This window comes from Streptomyces sp. HD (assembly GCF_028369295.1).
Taxonomy (GTDB): Bacteria; Actinomycetota; Actinomycetes; order Streptomycetales; family Streptomycetaceae; genus Streptomyces.
Genome location: NZ_JAQMYP010000008.1, coordinates 71,899 through 88,086, shown reverse-complemented (window position 1 = coordinate 88,086; position 16,188 = coordinate 71,899). Strand labels below are relative to the sequence as shown.

14 protein-coding genes and 1 pseudogene are annotated in these 16,188 nt (G+C 70.2%); 11 read left to right on the top strand and 4 right to left on the bottom strand.

The window, feature by feature from the left end:
* Positions 1-289: 289 nt before the first annotated feature.
* Positions 290-1,138 carry a menaquinone biosynthetic enzyme MqnA/MqnD family protein gene (locus POF73_RS10500; protein ID WP_272114295.1) on the top strand — a complete coding sequence of 283 codons (849 nt, stop codon included), beginning with the start codon at positions 290-292 and terminating at the stop codon, positions 1,136-1,138.
* Positions 1,139-1,227: 89 nt separating this feature from the next.
* Complete coding sequence (locus POF73_RS10495; protein WP_272114294.1) at positions 1,228-2,952, top strand: serine/threonine-protein kinase; 1,725 nt, start codon at positions 1,228-1,230, stop codon at positions 2,950-2,952.
* 3 nt (positions 2,953-2,955) lie between these two features.
* On the opposite strand, the gene POF73_RS10490 is transcribed toward POF73_RS10495, so the two are convergent.
* Entirely contained in the window at positions 2,956-4,431 is a 1,476-nt protein-coding gene (locus POF73_RS10490) for a hypothetical protein (protein ID WP_272114293.1), read from the bottom strand.
* 196 nt (positions 4,432-4,627) lie between these two features.
* Here POF73_RS10490 and POF73_RS10485 point away from each other — a divergent pair, with 196 nt between their 5' ends.
* The 6 genes and pseudogenes from POF73_RS10485 (at position 4,628) to POF73_RS10460 (ending at position 9,983) form a co-directional block, all read left to right on the top strand.
* The gene (locus POF73_RS10485; RefSeq protein ID WP_272114292.1) at positions 4,628-5,374 is read left to right on the top strand and encodes a prepilin peptidase; all 747 of its coding nucleotides are present in this window, start codon (positions 4,628-4,630) and stop codon (positions 5,372-5,374) included.
* A gap of 163 nt (positions 5,375-5,537) precedes the next feature.
* Positions 5,538-6,737 carry a cyclic dehypoxanthinyl futalosine synthase gene (mqnC, locus tag POF73_RS10480; protein WP_272114291.1) on the top strand — a complete coding sequence of 400 codons (1,200 nt, stop codon included), beginning with the start codon at positions 5,538-5,540 and terminating at the stop codon, positions 6,735-6,737.
* Between the two features lie 18 nt (positions 6,738-6,755).
* Positions 6,756-7,361, top strand: a complete 606-nt coding sequence (locus POF73_RS10475; RefSeq protein ID WP_272114290.1) for a hypothetical protein — start codon at positions 6,756-6,758, stop codon at positions 7,359-7,361.
* A 140-nt stretch (positions 7,362-7,501) separates the two neighbouring features.
* Positions 7,502-8,116 (top strand): annotated as a pseudogene (locus POF73_RS10470) (glycosyltransferase); the annotation flags it as partial.
* Positions 8,116-9,264, top strand: coding sequence for an acyltransferase family protein (locus tag POF73_RS10465; protein WP_272114289.1), 1,149 nt, complete (start codon positions 8,116-8,118; stop codon positions 9,262-9,264). The pseudogene POF73_RS10470 and the gene POF73_RS10465, both read left to right, overlap by 1 nt.
* Positions 9,265-9,287: 23 nt before the next feature.
* Positions 9,288-9,983 carry a demethylmenaquinone methyltransferase gene (locus tag POF73_RS10460; protein ID WP_272114288.1) on the top strand — a complete coding sequence of 232 codons (696 nt, stop codon included), beginning with the start codon at positions 9,288-9,290 and terminating at the stop codon, positions 9,981-9,983.
* Positions 9,984-10,015: 32 nt separating this feature from the next.
* Here the strand turns inward: POF73_RS10460 and POF73_RS10455 are convergent, their stop codons facing one another.
* Together POF73_RS10455 and POF73_RS10450 are read right to left on the bottom strand one after the other, a co-directional pair.
* Positions 10,016-10,327 (bottom strand): PASTA domain-containing protein, encoded by a 312-nt coding sequence (locus tag POF73_RS10455; protein WP_272114287.1) that lies wholly within the window; start codon positions 10,325-10,327, stop codon positions 10,016-10,018.
* 175 nt (positions 10,328-10,502) lie between these two features.
* Positions 10,503-11,009 (bottom strand): GNAT family N-acetyltransferase, encoded by a 507-nt coding sequence (locus POF73_RS10450; protein ID WP_272114286.1) that lies wholly within the window; start codon positions 11,007-11,009, stop codon positions 10,503-10,505.
* Between the two features lie 98 nt (positions 11,010-11,107).
* Between POF73_RS10450 and POF73_RS10445 the strand changes: the two genes are divergently transcribed.
* The 3 genes from POF73_RS10445 to POF73_RS10435 all read left to right on the top strand — a co-directional run bounded on the left by POF73_RS10445 (position 11,108) and on the right by POF73_RS10435 (position 14,703).
* On the top strand, positions 11,108-12,427 hold the full coding sequence (locus tag POF73_RS10445; RefSeq protein ID WP_272114285.1) for a geranylgeranyl reductase family protein: 1,320 nt from the start codon (positions 11,108-11,110) through the stop codon (positions 12,425-12,427).
* Between the two features lie 129 nt (positions 12,428-12,556).
* Positions 12,557-12,757, top strand: a complete 201-nt coding sequence (locus POF73_RS10440) for a hypothetical protein (protein WP_272114284.1) — start codon at positions 12,557-12,559, stop codon at positions 12,755-12,757.
* 119 nt (positions 12,758-12,876) lie between these two features.
* The gene (locus POF73_RS10435) at positions 12,877-14,703 is read left to right on the top strand and encodes a hydroxysqualene dehydroxylase (protein WP_272114283.1); all 1,827 of its coding nucleotides are present in this window, start codon (positions 12,877-12,879) and stop codon (positions 14,701-14,703) included.
* A 69-nt stretch (positions 14,704-14,772) separates the two neighbouring features.
* Here the strand turns inward: POF73_RS10435 and POF73_RS10430 are convergent, their stop codons facing one another.
* On the bottom strand, positions 14,773-15,600 hold the full coding sequence (locus POF73_RS10430) for a C40 family peptidase (RefSeq protein WP_272114282.1): 828 nt from the start codon (positions 15,598-15,600) through the stop codon (positions 14,773-14,775).
* Positions 15,601-16,188: the final 588 nt, after the last annotated feature.

Here is a 16,188-nt window from a genome sequence, read left to right as displayed (position 1 = left end):
CTCCAGAACCCTGCAAGTGTGAAAACAAGTCCCGCACTACTGCATACGTCTGAAAACGACTAGAGCCCGCGGTTACATGCTCCGCAGGCTCTGTACTGCAAGGGAAACCAAACTGCAACTTGCGGCGAGCCTAGCACGCGGGCAGCCGAAAGCAATAGAGGTCAAGATCACGTCACTCGGACGTTTGATGTCCCGTGTCGGGATTGACGTTGCGGTGGTGACCTGGGTGTAACCGGAGAGTCGCCACCCTGAAGGCTGCACGCTACCTCATAGGGTCTAGCCTCGCGATGTGGACAATCCTCGCAACCGGCCGCGCGTAGGCCACATCCAGTTCCTGAACTGCCTGCCCCTGTACTGGGGGCTTGCCAGAACGGGCACGCTCCTCGATTTCGAGCTGACCAAGGACACCCCCGAGAAGCTCAGCGAGCAGCTGGTGCAGGGTGACCTCGACATCGGGCCGATCACCCTTGTCGAGTTCCTGCGCAATGCCGACGACCTGGTCGCCTTCCCCGACATCGCGGTCGGCTGCGACGGCCCGGTGATGTCCTGCGTGATCGTCTCGCAGGCCCCGCTGGACCGGCTTGACGGCGCCCGGGTCGCCCTCGGCTCGACATCCCGTACGTCCGTCCGCCTGGCCCAGCTGCTGCTGGCCGAGCGCTACGGCGTACGCCCCGACTACTACACCTGCCCGCCCGACCTCAGCCTGATGATGCAGGAGGCGGAGGCGGCCGTACTCATCGGGGACGCGGCGCTGCGGGCGAACCTCCTCGACGGACCGCGCTACGGCCTTGAGGTGCACGACCTCGGCTCGCTCTGGAAGCAGTGGACCGGCCTGCCCTTCGTGTTCGCGGTGTGGGCGGCGCGTCGTGACTACCTGGAGCGCGAGCCGGTCATCACCCGCAAGGTCCACGAGGCCTTCCTCGCCTCCCGCAACCTCTCCCTGGAGGAGGTCGGCAAGGTCGCCGAGCAGGCGGCCCGCTGGGAGGCCTTCGACGAGCGGATCCTGGAGCGGTACTTCACCACCCTCGACTTCCGCTTCGGCGGCCCGCAGCTGGCGGCGGTCGCGGAGTTCGCGCGGCGCGTGGGGCCGACGACGGGATTTCCGGCGGATGTGAAGGTGGATCTGCTCCAGCCGTGAAGGGCGGGTGCTGCAGGCCCTAACCTGCTGGGAGCCCTACGGGGATTACGGGGAGGACCGGAGAGTCCTACGGGGGAGGGTGGACGCCGATGCAGCCGCTCGGAGTTGACGAGCCGACCGCCGTCGGGCCGTACCGGCTGCTCGGGCGGCTCGGCTCCGGCGGGATGGGGCGGGTGTACCTGGGGCGCAGCACGGGCGGTCGTACCGTCGCCGTCAAGATCGTGCACCCGCACTTCGCGCTGGACGAGGAGTTCCGCGCCCGCTTCCGCCGGGAGGTGGAGGCGGCACGGCGGGTGGGCGGCGCCTGGACCGCGCCCGTGCTGGACGCGGATCCGGAGGCCCCGGTGCCCTGGGTGGCCACGGCGTACGCGGCGGGTCCGTCACTGACGGCGGCGGTCGCCGACTCGGACGGTCCGCTGCCGGCCCATACCGTACGAGTGCTGGGGGCGGGGCTGGCCGAGGCGCTGGCGGCGGTCCACGAGCTGGGCCTTGTGCACCGGGACGTGAAGCCGTCGAACGTGCTGCTCACCCTGGACGGCCCCCTGCTCATCGACTTCGGCATCGCCCGCGCCATGGACGGCACGGCGTCCCTGACGTCGACCGGCGTCTCGATCGGCTCGCCCGGCTACATGTCGCCGGAACAGATCCTGGGCAAGGGGATCACCGGGGCGGCCGACGTCTTCTCGCTGGGCGCGGTGCTGGCGTACGCGGCGAACGGGGAGCCGCCGTTCTCCGGGGACACGTCGGCGGCGCTGCTGTACAAGGTCGTGCACGAGGAGCCCGAACTCGGCCCGCTTGAAGGCGAGTTGCGCGAACTCGTGGCGGACTGCCTGGCCAAGGAGCCGGGTGCGCGGCCCACACCGGGGGAGGTGGCGCGGCGACTGGCTCCGGACGGCGCGGCCCGGTCGGTGGCGGGCGGGTGGCTGCCGGGGGCACTGGTCGAGCAGGTCAGCCGCGGTGCCGTGCAGCTGTTGAACCTGGAGGCTGGGGACGACGCCCCGTCGGGACCGTTGCCCTTCAGTCGACAGGCGACCGCGGGGGAGTTCGGACCGCCGCCGGTGATGCCGGGGGCGGCGACCGGGGCCGATTCCCGGCCTTGGACCCCTTCTCGGCCGGGGGGCGCTTCCCAGTCCGGGGCCGCGGCTGCTCCTGCCTCCGAGGTCCCCGTCGTCGTGCCCGAACCCCGTGATGCCGTGCCTCCGCAGGACACCGCGCCGGCGTCCGGGGAGCGTCCCGGGAAGCTCTCGCTCTCCGTCGCGGCGGCGTCCGGGCCTGGGGAGGGGGGACGTGGGCGGCGGTTGAGCTGCACGGTGGCGCTCGCGGTGGCGGGGGCGTTGGCCGCGGTGACGGTGGGGTCGGTGTTCCTGTTCGACGTGCTGCCGGGCGGGGACCGGGACGCCGCCGGTGGGGATTCCGGGTCCGCCGCGTCCAAGGCGCCGGACCAGCAGCAGCCCGCCGACGCCGTGCCCGCCCGTTACCTCGGTACCTGGGAGGGCAAGGCCAGCGTGCTGGACGGCGCGCTGCCGGCCGGCACCTTCCGGCTCACCGTGCGCAAGGCCCAGGTGGGCGACGAGGTGGGCACGCTCCGGCAGACCGACCTGCTCGGCGGTGTCTGCAACGACGTACTGACCCTGAAGAAGGCGACGGCGAAGGAGCTCGTCGTGACGTCCGTGGGCCGGAAGACCAACCACAAGGGCTGCAACCCGACCCCGCACCCCGTCCGGATCACCCCGGCCGGCGACGGCCTCCTGTACCGCTCGGAGAGCAGCGCGGAGGGCAGTCCCGAGGCGCGGTTGTCCAAGGTCGAGTCGTGACGCCTATGCCTCCAGCGGCTCCGGACGCCGGCGGCGGAGCACCCTGCGGGCGATCCCTAGCAGGCCCGCCACCAGCCCGAAGACCAGCCCGGCCGCCAGCACGCCCATGAACAGGGCCGGCCAGAAGTCGCTGCCGAAGAGCGGGGGCAGGTCGTCCTCGGTGACCGGGTCGGTCACCGGGTACGGGTCGCCGGGGGAGTTGGGTTCGTCCGTGCGCGGGGTCTTGTCGAGGATCGTCATCAGGGCGCCCAGGCGTTCGCCGAGGAAGTGGTCGCCTGCCTCGTCCGCCTTGTCGTCGCCGTAGGTGATGGATTCCGGCAGGTCGAACAGGAGGCTGTAACCGTCCAGCCGCAGGCCGTGGTTGAAGGCGTCGATGTAGCCGCTCGCCGGATCGGCGACGATGTACACCCCGTCCTCGCCCAGCTTGTCGTGGACGGCCGCGGCGAACGCCTCCTCGTCACCGCCGGACTCGTCCTCCGTCAGCTGCGGGACGAGCGAGACGAAGACCGGGCCGCCGCCCGCCGAGCGCGAGAACGCTCGGATGCGCTCGTGCAGGCGGGCCGACTGCGCGGAGTCCAGGACCCGCGGGCTCTCCGGGTCCGCGTACACCGGGTCCTGCGCCAGGCCCTCCGCGACCCGGTCGAGGCGGGCGTTGAGGTCGATCGCCCTGGGCCTGGGAGACCAGCTCGACCTGGTCTGGTCGAAGACGACGGGGGCGGTCACCGCGACCGCGACGGCGCAGGCGAGGGCCAGCACCGGAAGGGTCCGGCGCAGGGCACGGCTCGCCTTGACCTCCTTGCGCCAGGCCGCCCCGGTCGCCCCGCCGGCCCCGGCGGCCCTCGGGCGGCGGAGCCACCAGCGTCGTACGTACGGAACCAGCAGCAGAATCAGCAGCGGTACGCCGGTGAGCAGGGTCCCGGTGAGGAACGACTGGTCGCTGCGGTCGGACGGCCCGATGTACAGGGGGGCGGGCTCCTCGTCGCCGTCGCCGTACTTGGCACGGGCCGCCTTCGCCCGCGCAGCGGCCTTCTCCCCGCCCTGCGCGACGACCTCGGCGAAGCGCTCGAAGCGACGCAACGGGCCGGCGTCGTAAGGGACCTCGTAGAGGGCGATCGTCCAGGCGTCCTCCGCCGGGGCGCCGACTCCGTGCGCCTCGGCCTCCGCCACGAACGACTCGTCCATGAGCACGTACAGTCCGTCCCGCCCGAGCCGCTTGTGGACCTTGGTGAGCAGGCTCGGGTCCGCGGCGCTCTGGCTCGGGAGGACGATGACGTACGTCGGAACGCCGGTGCGCTTCGCCACCTCGGCGAAGGCGGGGGCCGTGGACTGCGGTACCTCGCGCGGGAGTTGGTCGGTGACGTAGACCGGGTTCGCGCGCAGGCGCTCGGCGAGGTAGGTGACCTGGGCGGAGCTGTCGGTGCCGGTGGCCGCTCGGGCCGGGGTGGCGGCGGCCGCGAGCAGGGCGGTCAGGGCGGTCACGGTGCAGAACAGGGTGCCGAGTAGGAGACGGACGCGTCGGATTCCGCGTATGCCGGACGTCTTGCCTGTGTGCACTGCTGCGTTCCCCCGTGTCACGCCGAACTGCCGTACCCCGGCACTCTACTGAGCGAGGCCGACCCAATATATGCAGCTGATACGGTGCCACGATCATGAGCACAGCGAGTGGTACGGCGGGATGAGCACCGCCCTGTTGGCCCTCACCGCCGCGCTCTGGGGTGCGGCGGCGGGAGCGTTGCTGCCGAAGGCCGCCTATCGGTTCTCCGTTCCGCAGGACGAGGGGTGGCGGGAGCGGTGCCCGGGCGGGCATGCGATCGCCGGACGGTTCGGGGCGTGGCTCGGGCGGGGCCGGTGCCGGCAGTGTGAAGCCGGTACGCCGCCGTATGGCTCCGGCGCCCCGATGATCGTCATCGTCACCGCCGTCGTCTGCGCCGCCCTCGCCGCGGCCACCGGAACCCGGCCCGAGGTGGGCGTCTGGCTGCTGCTGGCGCCGGTCGGTGTGCTGCTCGCGGCGGTCGACCTCCGGGTGCGGCGGCTGCCCGACCCGCTCACCCTCCCGCTCGCCGGCGCCGCGCTCGCGCTGCTCGGCCTGGTCTCGCTCGTCCCCGAGCACGCCGGTGACTGGCCGACCGCCCTGTGGGCCGCGCTCGCGCTCGGCGCCGGTTACCTCGTGCTCTGGCTCATCAACCCCGGCGGCATGGGCTTCGGCGATGTGAAGCTGGCCCTCGGGGCGGGGGCGGTGCTGGGCTGGTACGGCTGGGCGACGGTGATGCTCGGCACCTTCGCCGGGTTCCTGTTCGGGGCGCTGTACGGCTGGGGGCTCGTCCTCGCACGGCGGGCCGGGCGCAATTCGGCGATCCCGTTCGGGCCGTTCCTGCTCGGCGGGGCGTTCGTGGGACTGCTGATCGGGGCGTACGCGGCCTGACACCGGTCCAGGAGAACTCACGGGGCGCCGCCCTGGCCTGACGTCCGTCGTGTGAAACGCCTGGCGTAGGCTGGATCAGTCCGCCCACCCGTCTCCCACCACCACCCTTGTTCTGAGCGCTTCGCGCACACCCTTTGATTTCCTTGACGAAAGGGACGCTCCGGTGACCGAGAAGGCCGACCTTCAGTCCGTCCTCGACCGTGCCGCAGCGGGCGGACGCATCACCCCAGAGGAAGCGCTCGACCTCTACCGCGACGCCCCGCTGCACGCGCTGGGCGCCGCCGCCGACGCCGTACGCCGCCGCAGGTACGCGGGCACCGAGCACATCGCGACGTACATCATCGAGCGCAACATCAACTACACGAACGTGTGCGTCACGGCGTGCAAGTTCTGCGCCTTCTACGCCGCCCCCAAGGACACGGCCAAGGGCTGGACCCGTGACCTGGACGACATCCTGCGGCGCTGCGCCGAGACCGTGGAGCTGGGCGGCACCCAGATCATGTTCCAGGGCGGACACCACCCGGACTTCGGCGTCGAGTACTACGAGAAGCACTTCGCGGCCATCAAGAAGGAGTTCCCGCAGCTCGTCATCCACAGCCTGGGGGCGAGCGAGGTCGAGCACATGGCGCGGATCTCCGGGGTGTCGGTCGAGGAGGCCATCACCCGGATCCACGAGGCCGGGCTGGACTCCTTCGCGGGCGCCGGCGCCGAGCTGCTGCCGGCGCGGCCGCGCAAGGCCATCGCCCCGCTGAAGGAGAGCGGTGAGCGCTGGCTGGAGATCATGGAGATCGCGCACCGGCTGGGCGTGGAGTCGACGTCGACCATGCTGATGGGCACGGGCGAGACCAACGCCGAGCGCATCGAGCACCTGCGGATGATCCGTGACGTCCAGGACCGCACGGGCGGCTTCCGGGCCTTCATCCCGTACACCTACCAGCCCGAGAACAACCACCTGAAGGGCCGTACGCAGGCCACGATCTTCGAGTACCTGCGGATGATCGCCATCGGGCGGCTGTTCATGGACAACATCGCCCACATCCAGGGCTCCTGGCTGACCACCGGCAAGGAGATCGGCCAGCTGTCGCTGCACTACGGCGCCGACGACCTGGGCTCGATCATGCTGGAGGAGAACGTCGTCTCCTCGGCCGGTGCCAAGCACCGCTCCAACCGCATGGAGATCATCGACCTGATCCGCAAGGCGGGCCGGGTTCCGGCGCAGCGGGCGACGACCTACGAGCACCTGGTGGTGCACGACGACCCGGCGAACGACCCCGTCGACGAGCGGGTCATGTCCCACATCTCGTCCACGGCGATCGAGGGCGGCACGGCGCACCCCGAGCTGAAGATCCTCGCCTCCAACTGATCCGCCCGCGCTGATCCCATGCTGACGATTCACGCCGACTCCAGGGGCAACGCGCTCGTCGTCAAGGGTGCGTGGATCGCGGACGCGGGGCAGTTGACGGACCTGGTCGCCGCGCATCCGCGGGCGCGGGTGCGGAAGTGGCCGGGCATCCTGACGCCCGGCCTGATCAACATCCATGGCAACGAGCTGCTGGAGGAGGCGTACCACCCCGATCCACGCGAGGCCGACGAGCTGGGCACCGAGCCGCTGGTCGGTGATGCGCTGGCCGCGCTCGCCATGGACGACGCCCGCTGGGGCGCGAGCGCACGGCGGGCGGTACAGCGGATGCTGGCACACGGCACGGTCCGGGCGGCCTGCGGGTCACTGACCAACCGCGCGGTGCGCGACGCCGTGCACCGCTCCGGCCTGGCGGTCATGGGCCGACTCGGCCGCCCCGGCGGCACCCCTTCGCTCGATCCGTACGATGCCGAGTGGCCGGTGATGTTCGCGGAGCCGAGGGAGCGTCACTCCGCAGCCCGGTTCGCGGTGTTCGACGTACGGGACGAGACGGAACTGGCCGAGCGCGGTGCGGGGACGTGCGTGGCGACGGTGGCCGACGGCCGGTTGGTCTACCGCCGAAGGTGAGTTGAGCGCCTGAGGGGCGCGGGGAACTGCGCGAGCGACCACCAACGACCCGCAGCCCGCGTACAACAGAAGCGATCGAGCTCAACCCGAAAACGCCTCTGCAAACGCCCCGTCTTCCTGCGTGACCCCGCTGCAGTTGGTCGATCGGCGCGTTCCGCCGTGAGGCGGTGCTGCAGGTCGGCGGCATGAGCGAGGACACCCTCGCCGAGGACACCGACATCACCATCGCCATGCACCGCGCGGGCCGGCGGGTCGTCTACCAGGAGCACGCACGCGCGTGGACCGAGGCGCCGGGCTCGCTCAAGCAGCTGTGGTCGCAGCGGTGCCGGTGGTCGTACGGCACCATGCGGGCGCTGTGGAAGCACCGCAAGTCCCTGACGGACAAGGGCCCTTCGGGCCGCTTCGGCCGCGTCGGAATGCCGCTGGTCGTCATCTTCCACATCGTCACGCCGGTCTTCGCCCCGCTCATCGACGTGTTCACCGTCTACTCGATGATCTTCATCGACTTCAAGGCGGCGCTGCTTGCGTGGCTGGCGGTGCTCGCGGTGCAGCTGTTCTGCGCGGCGTACGCCTTCCGGCTGGACCGCGAGCAGTACCGCTACCTGCTGATGATGCCGCTCCAGCAGCTCGCCTACCGCCAGATGATGTACCTCGTCCTCATCCACTCCTGCATCACGGCGCTGACGGGCGGCCGTCTGCGCTGGCAGAAGCTGAAGCGGACCGGCGAGGTCGGGACACCGGCGGGGGCGAGCTGATGGGGGCGCACAGCAAGGGGGCCGTGCGGCCGGGCAACGGGGCAGTGCCGCCGAGCAAGGGGAGTGTGCTGCCGGGCCCGGCGGCGGACACCGCACCGCTTCCGCAGGTACGGCCGCCCGGCCGCGACCGCTGTTTCGACACCCTTCGGGCGGTCGCCCTCATCCGCGTCGTCACCCACCACACCTTCGGCTGGGCGTGGGCGGGCATGGTCTTCCCCTCGATGGGGATCATGTTCGCGCTGGCCGGCACGCTGATGGCGAAGTCCCTGGAGCGACCCCCGCTGAAGGTGATCCGCGGCCGACTGCGACGTCTGCTTCCCCCCTTCTGGTTCTGGGGCTTCTTCGTGGTCGTGGCGATGCTGATCCACGACTGGATGCCGGGCCGGCAGATCGTCTACTGGGTCGTGCCGCTGGGCGACCCGCCCGGCAACGCATGGGGCGAGCAGGCCTGCGAGATCCTCTGGTACCTGCGCACCTACCTGTGGTTCGTCCTGCTCTCCCCGCTGCTACTGAGGGTGTTCCGGCCGGCCCCGATCCCCGTGCTGCTGCTGTCCCTGTCCCCGATCCTGGCCTTCCACTTCGCGTGGGAGCCCCCGGACAACCGCTTGGGCACCGCGCTCACCGACCTCGCCACGTTCCTGTTCTGCTGGATGCTCGGCTTCGCGCACCGCGAGGGCGTCCTGAGCCGGCTCAAGCCGCTCGCCGTCACGGTCCTCTCGCTCGCGGCGATCGCCTTCGGCGGCTGGTACGCCTTCACGCACCAGGCCGAGACCGGCTCGTACGACCTGGACGACATCCCGCTCGCCCAGGCGTTCTGGTCGGCGGGCTTCGTGACGCTGCTGATGTACGCGAAGGAGTACTTCCGGATCGACTTCGCCTGGCTGACCCGCTTCCGCCGCACCGACCGCCTCGTCACGATCTTCAACGCCCGCGCGGTGACGATCTACCTCTGGCACGAGATCGCCCTGATCCTCGCCGTCCCGCTGATCGACCAGTTCTGGAACGTGCCCGCGTTCGAGAAGTACCTGCCGCTGGAGAGTCAGTGGTTCATGTTCGGCATCGGCTGGATCCTGATCGCGGTGTTCGTGCTGCTGTGCGGGTGGGTGGAGGACGTGGCCGCGAAGAAGAAGCCCAAGCTCGTTCCGTGACGGCGTGCTGCAAGAATGAGCACGTGACCCGCGCTTCCCTGAACAAGCAGCCGCACGAAGTCGCCTCGATGTTCGACGACGTGGCGGAACGGTACGACCTGACCAACGACGTGCTGTCGCTCGGGCAGGACCGTGTGTGGCGCAAGGAGGTGGCGAAGGCGGTCGACGCCCGCCCCGCGCAGAAGGTCCTCGACCTGGCGGCCGGCACGGCCACCTCGTCCCTGCCCTTCGCGCAGACCGGCGCGTACGTCGTCCCCTGCGACTTCTCGCTCGGCATGCTCCAGGTCGGCAAGGCGAAGCACCCGTGGCTGCCGCTCACGGCGGGCGACGCGACGAAGCTGCCGTTCCGGGACGACACCTTCGACGCGGTCACCATCTCCTTCGGGCTGCGCAACGTCCAGGACTTCGACGCCGCGCTGCGCGAGATGTACCGGGTGACGCGGCCCGGCGGCCGGGTCGTGATCTGCGAGTTCTCGCACCCGACCTGGGCGCCCTTCCGCACGGTCTACACCGAGTACCTGATGCGCGCCCTGCCCCCGGTCGCCCGCGCGGTGTCCTCCAACCCCGACGCGTACGTCTATCTCGCCGAGTCCATCCGTGCCTGGCCCGACCAGCCGGCCCTGGCGGAGCGCCTGCGCGGGGCGGGCTGGTCGAAGGTGGCCTGGCGGAACCTGACGGGCGGGGTCGTGGCCCTGCACCGCGGGTTCAAGCAGAGCTGAGCGCCGGGTTCAGGCAGAGCTGAGCGCCGGGTTCAGGCAGAGCTGACGGCGGGGTACGGGTCCCCGGGCTCGTCCAGCTCCCGTTCCAGTCCGCCCGACGGCGGCCGCGGGATGCGCGGCTCGCGTACGCCTCCGCCGCCCTCGCCCTCATCGAAGTCGAACCAGACGTAGACCATCGAGTCCCGCGGCACCTCGGCACCGGGCTGGGGATATTGGCGTACGACGTAGTCGACGACGGTGAGATGGAAGTCCGGTCGGTCCGGTGCGTTGAGGAGCAGGCCGTGCGACTTCGCTGCCTCGCGCGCGTCCATGGCCATCAGTCCGACAAGTTTGGGTACTCGCACCTCGGGCGTTTTGGGTGTTATGCGCACAGATGTCACCCCCAGCGGTACTGGCAGGGTAACCGCCCGGGGGTACCGTCCGGAAGCAGCAAGTACCTTTCTGTAGCAGTCGGTTACTCGGAGTGATGTAACCGGAATGGATGATTCGGAGGCACGGATGGGGGCCGCGGACTCGGCGTCACAGATCGAGCCGGTAGCAGTGCCCCTCCCGCCGTGCGCCCGGTGACGTGAACACCTCGGCGAGTCGCATCCCCAGCCGTCGCGTCACCGCGATCGAGCGGGCGTTACGGGCGTCGACCATCGCCACCACACTCGGCACCCCGGCCGCCCGCACCCGCTCCAGCGTCAGCTGCGCGGCCGCCGTAACGTACCCCTTGCCCCAGTATTCCCGTCCGAGCCGCCAGCCGATCTCGATCTCGCCCCTGGGACCCCAGTCCCGCTCCCAGGGCTGGGCACCGGTGAAGCCGATGACCTGCCCGTCCTCGTCGAGCATGGTCCACAGGCAGAACCCCCGCTCGGCGTCGTGCCGGCGCTGGCGGGCGGTGAGCTCGTCGTAGACGGACAGCTCGGCGGCCTTGCCGCCCTGGAACTCCATGACGTCCGGGTGGGCGAAGACCCGGTGCCACGCGACAGCGTCCTCGTCGGTGGGGACACGGAGCTGTACGACAGGGAGAGCTCGGTTCACGGAGGCAGCCCTTCAGACGGTTGATCAATGCTGCTGAATAGACTGCCCATGTCCAGTGCCGGTCGGCACACAGATTTCGAACTTGGGGAGATCCCGCCGTGACCGACGTGACCGAGCCACTCTCCTCACCTCTCTCCTCGCCCCTCTCGGAGAACACCGCCGATGTGATCGTCGTGGGCGCGGGGCCGGCCGGCTCCACGACGGCGTACCACCTGGCCAAGTCCGGCCTCGGCGTACTCCTGCTGGAGAAGACCGAGTTCCCGAGGGAGAAGGTCTGCGGTGACGGTCTGACTCCGCGCGCGGTCAAACAGCTGGTCGCGATGGGCATCGACATCTCCGAGGAAGCCGGCTGGCTGCGCAACAAGGGCCTCAGGATCATCGGCGGCGGCGTACGCCTCCAGCTGGACTGGCCGGATCTCGCCTCCTTCCCCGACTACGGCCTCGTCCGCAAGCGCGACGACTTCGACGAGCAACTCGCCCGCCAGGCCCAGAAGGCCGGCGCCCGCCTCTACGAGCGCTGCAACGTCGGTGCCCCGATCATCGACGACCGCACCGGCCGGATCACCGGCGTCCACGCCAAGCTCGGCGAGGAGAAGCGCGAAGTCACCTTCCACGCGCCGCTGGTCGTCGCCGCAGACGGCAACTCGACCCGCCTCTCCCTGGCGATGGGCCTGCACCGCCGCGAGGACCGCCCGATGGGCGTGGCCGTACGGACGTACTTCACCTCGCCCCGCCACGAGGACGACTACCTGGAGTCCTGGCTGGAGCTGTGGGACCGCCGCGGGCCGGGCGAGGACCGCCTGCTCCCCGGCTACGGCTGGATCTTCGGCATGGGCGACGGCACCTCGAACGTCGGCCTGGGTGTCCTCAACACCTCCGACTCCTTCAAGGAACTGGACTGGCGCGAGGTCCTGAAGGCCTGGTGCGCGTCGATGCCGGAGGACTGGGGCTACACGCCGGACAACATGACGGGCCCGATCCGCGGCGCCGCCCTGCCGATGGCCTTCAACCGCCAACCGCACTACACCAAGGGCCTGCTCCTGGTCGGCGACGCCGGCGGCCTGGTGAACCCCTTCAACGGCGAGGGCATCGCCTACGCCATGGAGTCCGGGCAGATCGCCGCCGACGTCATCGTCCAGGCCCACGCCCGCTCGACCCCCGCGGGGCGCGAACTGGCCCTCCAGCGCTACCCGCGTGTCCTGAAGGACACCTACGGCGGCTACTACACGCTGGGCCGCGCCTTCGTGAAGCTCATCGGCAACCCGAAGGTCATGAAGATCGCGGCCCAGCGCGGCCTGACCCACCCGCTCCTGATGAAGTTCACCCTCAAGCTCCTCGCGAACCTCACCGACCCGACGGGCGGCGACGCGATGGACCGCATCATCAACGGCCTGAGCAAGGTGGCGCCCAAGGCGTGACGAACGATCTCCCCCCGGTGCCATAGTCGATTCACGCGCTCACGAAGGGTGAGTGCGCGGGAGCGCGTGGTACTCAGGGGGACCGATGGACGTAGGGGTGGCGCTGCCCGTTTCGCCCTTCTGATCGGAGTGGCGATCTGGGCCCTGGTCCGTTCCTTCAGGGCGCTGGGCACCGGTCGGACGGGCGCCGCCCCGCCGAGGGCGGGCCGGCCGTCCCGCCCCGAGCCCGCCGGGTCACGGCGGCCAATGCTCACCGTGGCCGCCGAACTGGCCGCGATCGTCGGCCTGCTCATCGCCTTCATCGCGCTCATGAAGAGCGGAGGATCCTGACGGAAATCCCGGGGCGGCCCCAGCTGTTGGGCACCTCCTGCCTCGGGTTGTGAGGATGCTGTGGCCGGACGCGAAACAGACTTCCGGCCCGTGCGGCCCCTCCCTACCCTCCGGGACTCATGACAACAGAACACACGCACGAGCCCCAGGAGACCGCTGGTCACGCGCAAACCGGCCACACCCGCAGACGCTTTCTGGCCGGTGCCGGGGGAGTCGCAGGTGCCGTTGCCTTATGGCCCGCCGGCACGGCGAAGGCCGCCGCAGGCAAACGCGTCGCCGTCCTCGGGGGAGGAGTCTCCGGCCTGAGCGCCGCCCATGAACTCGCCGAACGCGGCTACGCCGTCACCGTCTACGAGTACTACGACACTCTCGGCGGCAAGGCCCGCTCGATGCCCGTCCCCGGAACCGCCGCCGACGGCCGCGCCGACCTCCCCGCCGAGCACGGCTTCCGCTTCTTCCCCGGCTTCTACCGGAACCTGCCGGACACCATGCGCCGCATACCCGTCCCCGGCAACGCGAACGGCGTCCACGACAACCTCGTCAGCGGCACCGAGGCCCTGTTCGCCCGCGCCGGCGGCCGCCCCGACCTGCACTTCCCGCTCCGCCGCGCCACCACCCCGCCGCGCCCCGGCGACCTCACCCCCGGCTGGATCCGCGACCAGATCCTCTCGGCCCTGGACCTCGGCACCCGCCTCCCCGCCCACGAGGCCGCCTACTTCGCCGACCGCCTCCTGGTCCACCTCACCAGCTGCGACGCCCGCCGCGAGGAGCACTGGGAGAAGGTCGCCTGGTGGGACTTCATACGCGCCGAGGAGATGAGCGCGGAGTACCAGACCCTCCTCGGCATCGGCCAGACCCGCAATCTGGTCGCCACGCGCGCGGAGGTGGCGTCGACCAGGACCGTCGGCCGCGTCATCATCGAGGCCCTGCTCCTGTGGGGCCTGCTCGGCCGCGGCATGGACGGCGACGCCGACGTCGACCGCGTCCTCAACGCCCCCACCAGCGAGGCCTGGATCGACCCCTGGGAGACCCACCTGCGCTCCCTCGGGGTCGAGTTCGCCCTCGGCACCCAGGTCCACGAGGTCCTCCACGACGCCGGCCGCGTTACCGGGGTCCGCGTCTCGGCCCGCGACGGCGGCGACGAACGTACCGTCACCGCCGACCACTACATCTCCGCGCTCCCGGTCGAGCACGCGCGGCTGACGTGGGGCCCGGGACTGCGCGCGGCAGATCCGCAGCTCGCGCGCTGCGACGCCCTGCGGACCGACTGGATGACCGGCGTGATGTTCTACCTGCGCACGCCCACCCCGGTCGTGCACGGCCACATCAACTGCCTCGACTCACCCTGGTCGGTGACCGCCGTCGGCCAGGCCCAGTTCTGGGCCGGACGGGACTTCTCCCGCGACTACGGCGACGGCCGCGCCCACGACTGCCTCTCCGCCATCATCTCGGAGTGGGACAAGCCGGGCATCCTGTACGGCAAGACGGCCAAGGCGTGCACCAAGGAGGAGGTCGTCGCCGAACTCTGGGCCCAGCTGAAGGACGGCCTGAACGACGCCGGCAAGACCACGCTCCGGGACGAGGACCGCCTCGGCTGGTTCATGGACCCGGCGGTGACGGGCCTCGGCGGCCCCGCCCCGCGCAACCGCGAGCAACTCCTCATCCACCCCACGGGCACCCTCTACAACCGCCCCACGGCCCGCACAAGGGTCCCGAACCTCTACCTCGCGGGCGACTATGTCCGCACCGACGTGGACCTGGCGACGATGGAGGGCGCCAACGAGTCGGCCCGCCTCGCGGTCAACGCACTCCTGGACGCGGACAATTCGGGCGCCGAGCGATGTGAGATCCAGGAGCTCTACCGGCCTCCGGAGATGGAGCCCCTCAAGCGGATCGACGAGGTGCGCTACCGGCTGGGCCTGCCCAACACCTTCGACCTCGGCTGAGGCTACTGGGCCGAGACGTAAGGGCCGCTGCCCCCGAGCGGCTGCGGCCCTTACGGTGATCCCTGCGACTCAGAGGACGCGCACCGCGCCGGAAGCCGGGTACCCGGAGAGGTCCTGGATGACGACGCCCTTGGACGGGTTGGCCGCGTCCAGGTACTGGCCGTTACCGATGTAGACACCCACGTGGTACGCGGAGCCCTTGCCGCCCCAGTACAGGATGTCGCCTTCCTGGATCTGCGAGAGCGGGATGTCGGTGCCCTGCATGGACTGGTCCTGCGAGACCCGCGGCAGGTCGACGCCGACCTGCTTGAACGCGGCCTGGACCAGGCTGGAGCAGTCCCACGCGCTGGGGCCGGTGGCACCCATGACGTACGCGTCGCCCAGCTGCGCCTTGAGGAAGGAGATGACGGTCCCGACGCTGCCGCTGGCCGGAGCGGACACGTCGGTGCTCGCCGAGGCGGACAGAGTGGTGCGCTCGGCGCTGCGCGAGACGGCTTCCTCGGCAGCGGCCCTGCGGGCCTCCTCGGCCTTCTTCTTCGCTTCGGCCTTCTTCTTGGCCTCGGCGAGGTCCTTCTTGGCCTCCTTGGCCGCTGCGGCGGCCGCCGCGTCACGCTCGGCGTCGAGCTCGTAGTTCGCCGCCGCCAGCTGAGTGGCGTCCGCGGACTGGGAGAGCTGGTCGGCCAGGTCACCCGTGAGGGTGGGCAGTTCGATGGTCTGCGTCACCGGCTCGGCGGCGTTCGCCGTGGCGGCAGCACCCGCGCCTGCCATGCTGAGGACGCCACCGGCAACTCCGGCACGCATCGCGATCGACGTGGACGCGCTGCGGCGGGGCTTCCGGTGGCTGCGTATGTGAGCGGTGTGGGACATGAGAACAACCGGTATCAGGGGCTCCTCCATACCTTCAAGAAACGTGTGCTGCGCCACAGTTGTTCAATCGCTGCCCCAATTCCCCTGCACACCACCCTTTATTGACGCCGTAACGGACATTGCGGACGCTGCCCATCCCGCCCGTGATCACGGCCTTTCATCATTAAGTCCGGATTGCCCGCCGCCTACCACTTGTTGGGACAGGTGGCCAAGCCCGGTTCTCATGGATCTCTCATCGGTGTGGCGGAGGTCACGCAACGATTACGGCGCCGTGCGCGTCCTGTGCCTGAATCCCGCCCCGCGCCGCTCGTGAACGCATGCACGCGTCCACATCCCGCTTCGGGGCTCCCCCTGATGTGTGAACGCGCTCCTCTATCAAGCTGACCCGTCCAGCACCAATTTGCATGCAAGAGAACTCTCTTGATATTGAGACGCCCCCTCTGAGCTGCGGCGGCGAGCGGAAATGTCACCTCTGGTGATCACTCGGACGCTTCTCGTATGAAGATCGCCGCTCATCCGGCTTCATGATCCTTCGTCAGGTGGTGGAGATCACAAAGCTTGTGCAATACCCCGTGTCGCAGATCACAGAGCGGCGGGCATAAGATGCGAGGCAGTTGG

Coding starts and splice junctions, on each gene's coding strand:
- POF73_RS10475 (WP_272114290.1), top strand. CDS start 6,756: ATGCTGACGATTCACGCCGACTCCAGGGGCAACGCGCTCGTCGTCAAG.
- POF73_RS10495 (WP_272114294.1), top strand. CDS start 1,228: ATGCAGCCGCTCGGAGTTGACGAGCCGACCGCCGTCGGGCCGTACCGG.
- POF73_RS10465 (WP_272114289.1), top strand. CDS start 8,116: ATGGGGGCGCACAGCAAGGGGGCCGTGCGGCCGGGCAACGGGGCAGTG.
- POF73_RS10430 (WP_272114282.1), bottom strand. CDS start 15,600: ATGGAGGAGCCCCTGATACCGGTTGTTCTCATGTCCCACACCGCTCAC.
- POF73_RS10485 (WP_272114292.1), top strand. CDS start 4,628: ATGAGCACCGCCCTGTTGGCCCTCACCGCCGCGCTCTGGGGTGCGGCG.
- POF73_RS10435 (WP_272114283.1), top strand. CDS start 12,877: ATGACAACAGAACACACGCACGAGCCCCAGGAGACCGCTGGTCACGCG.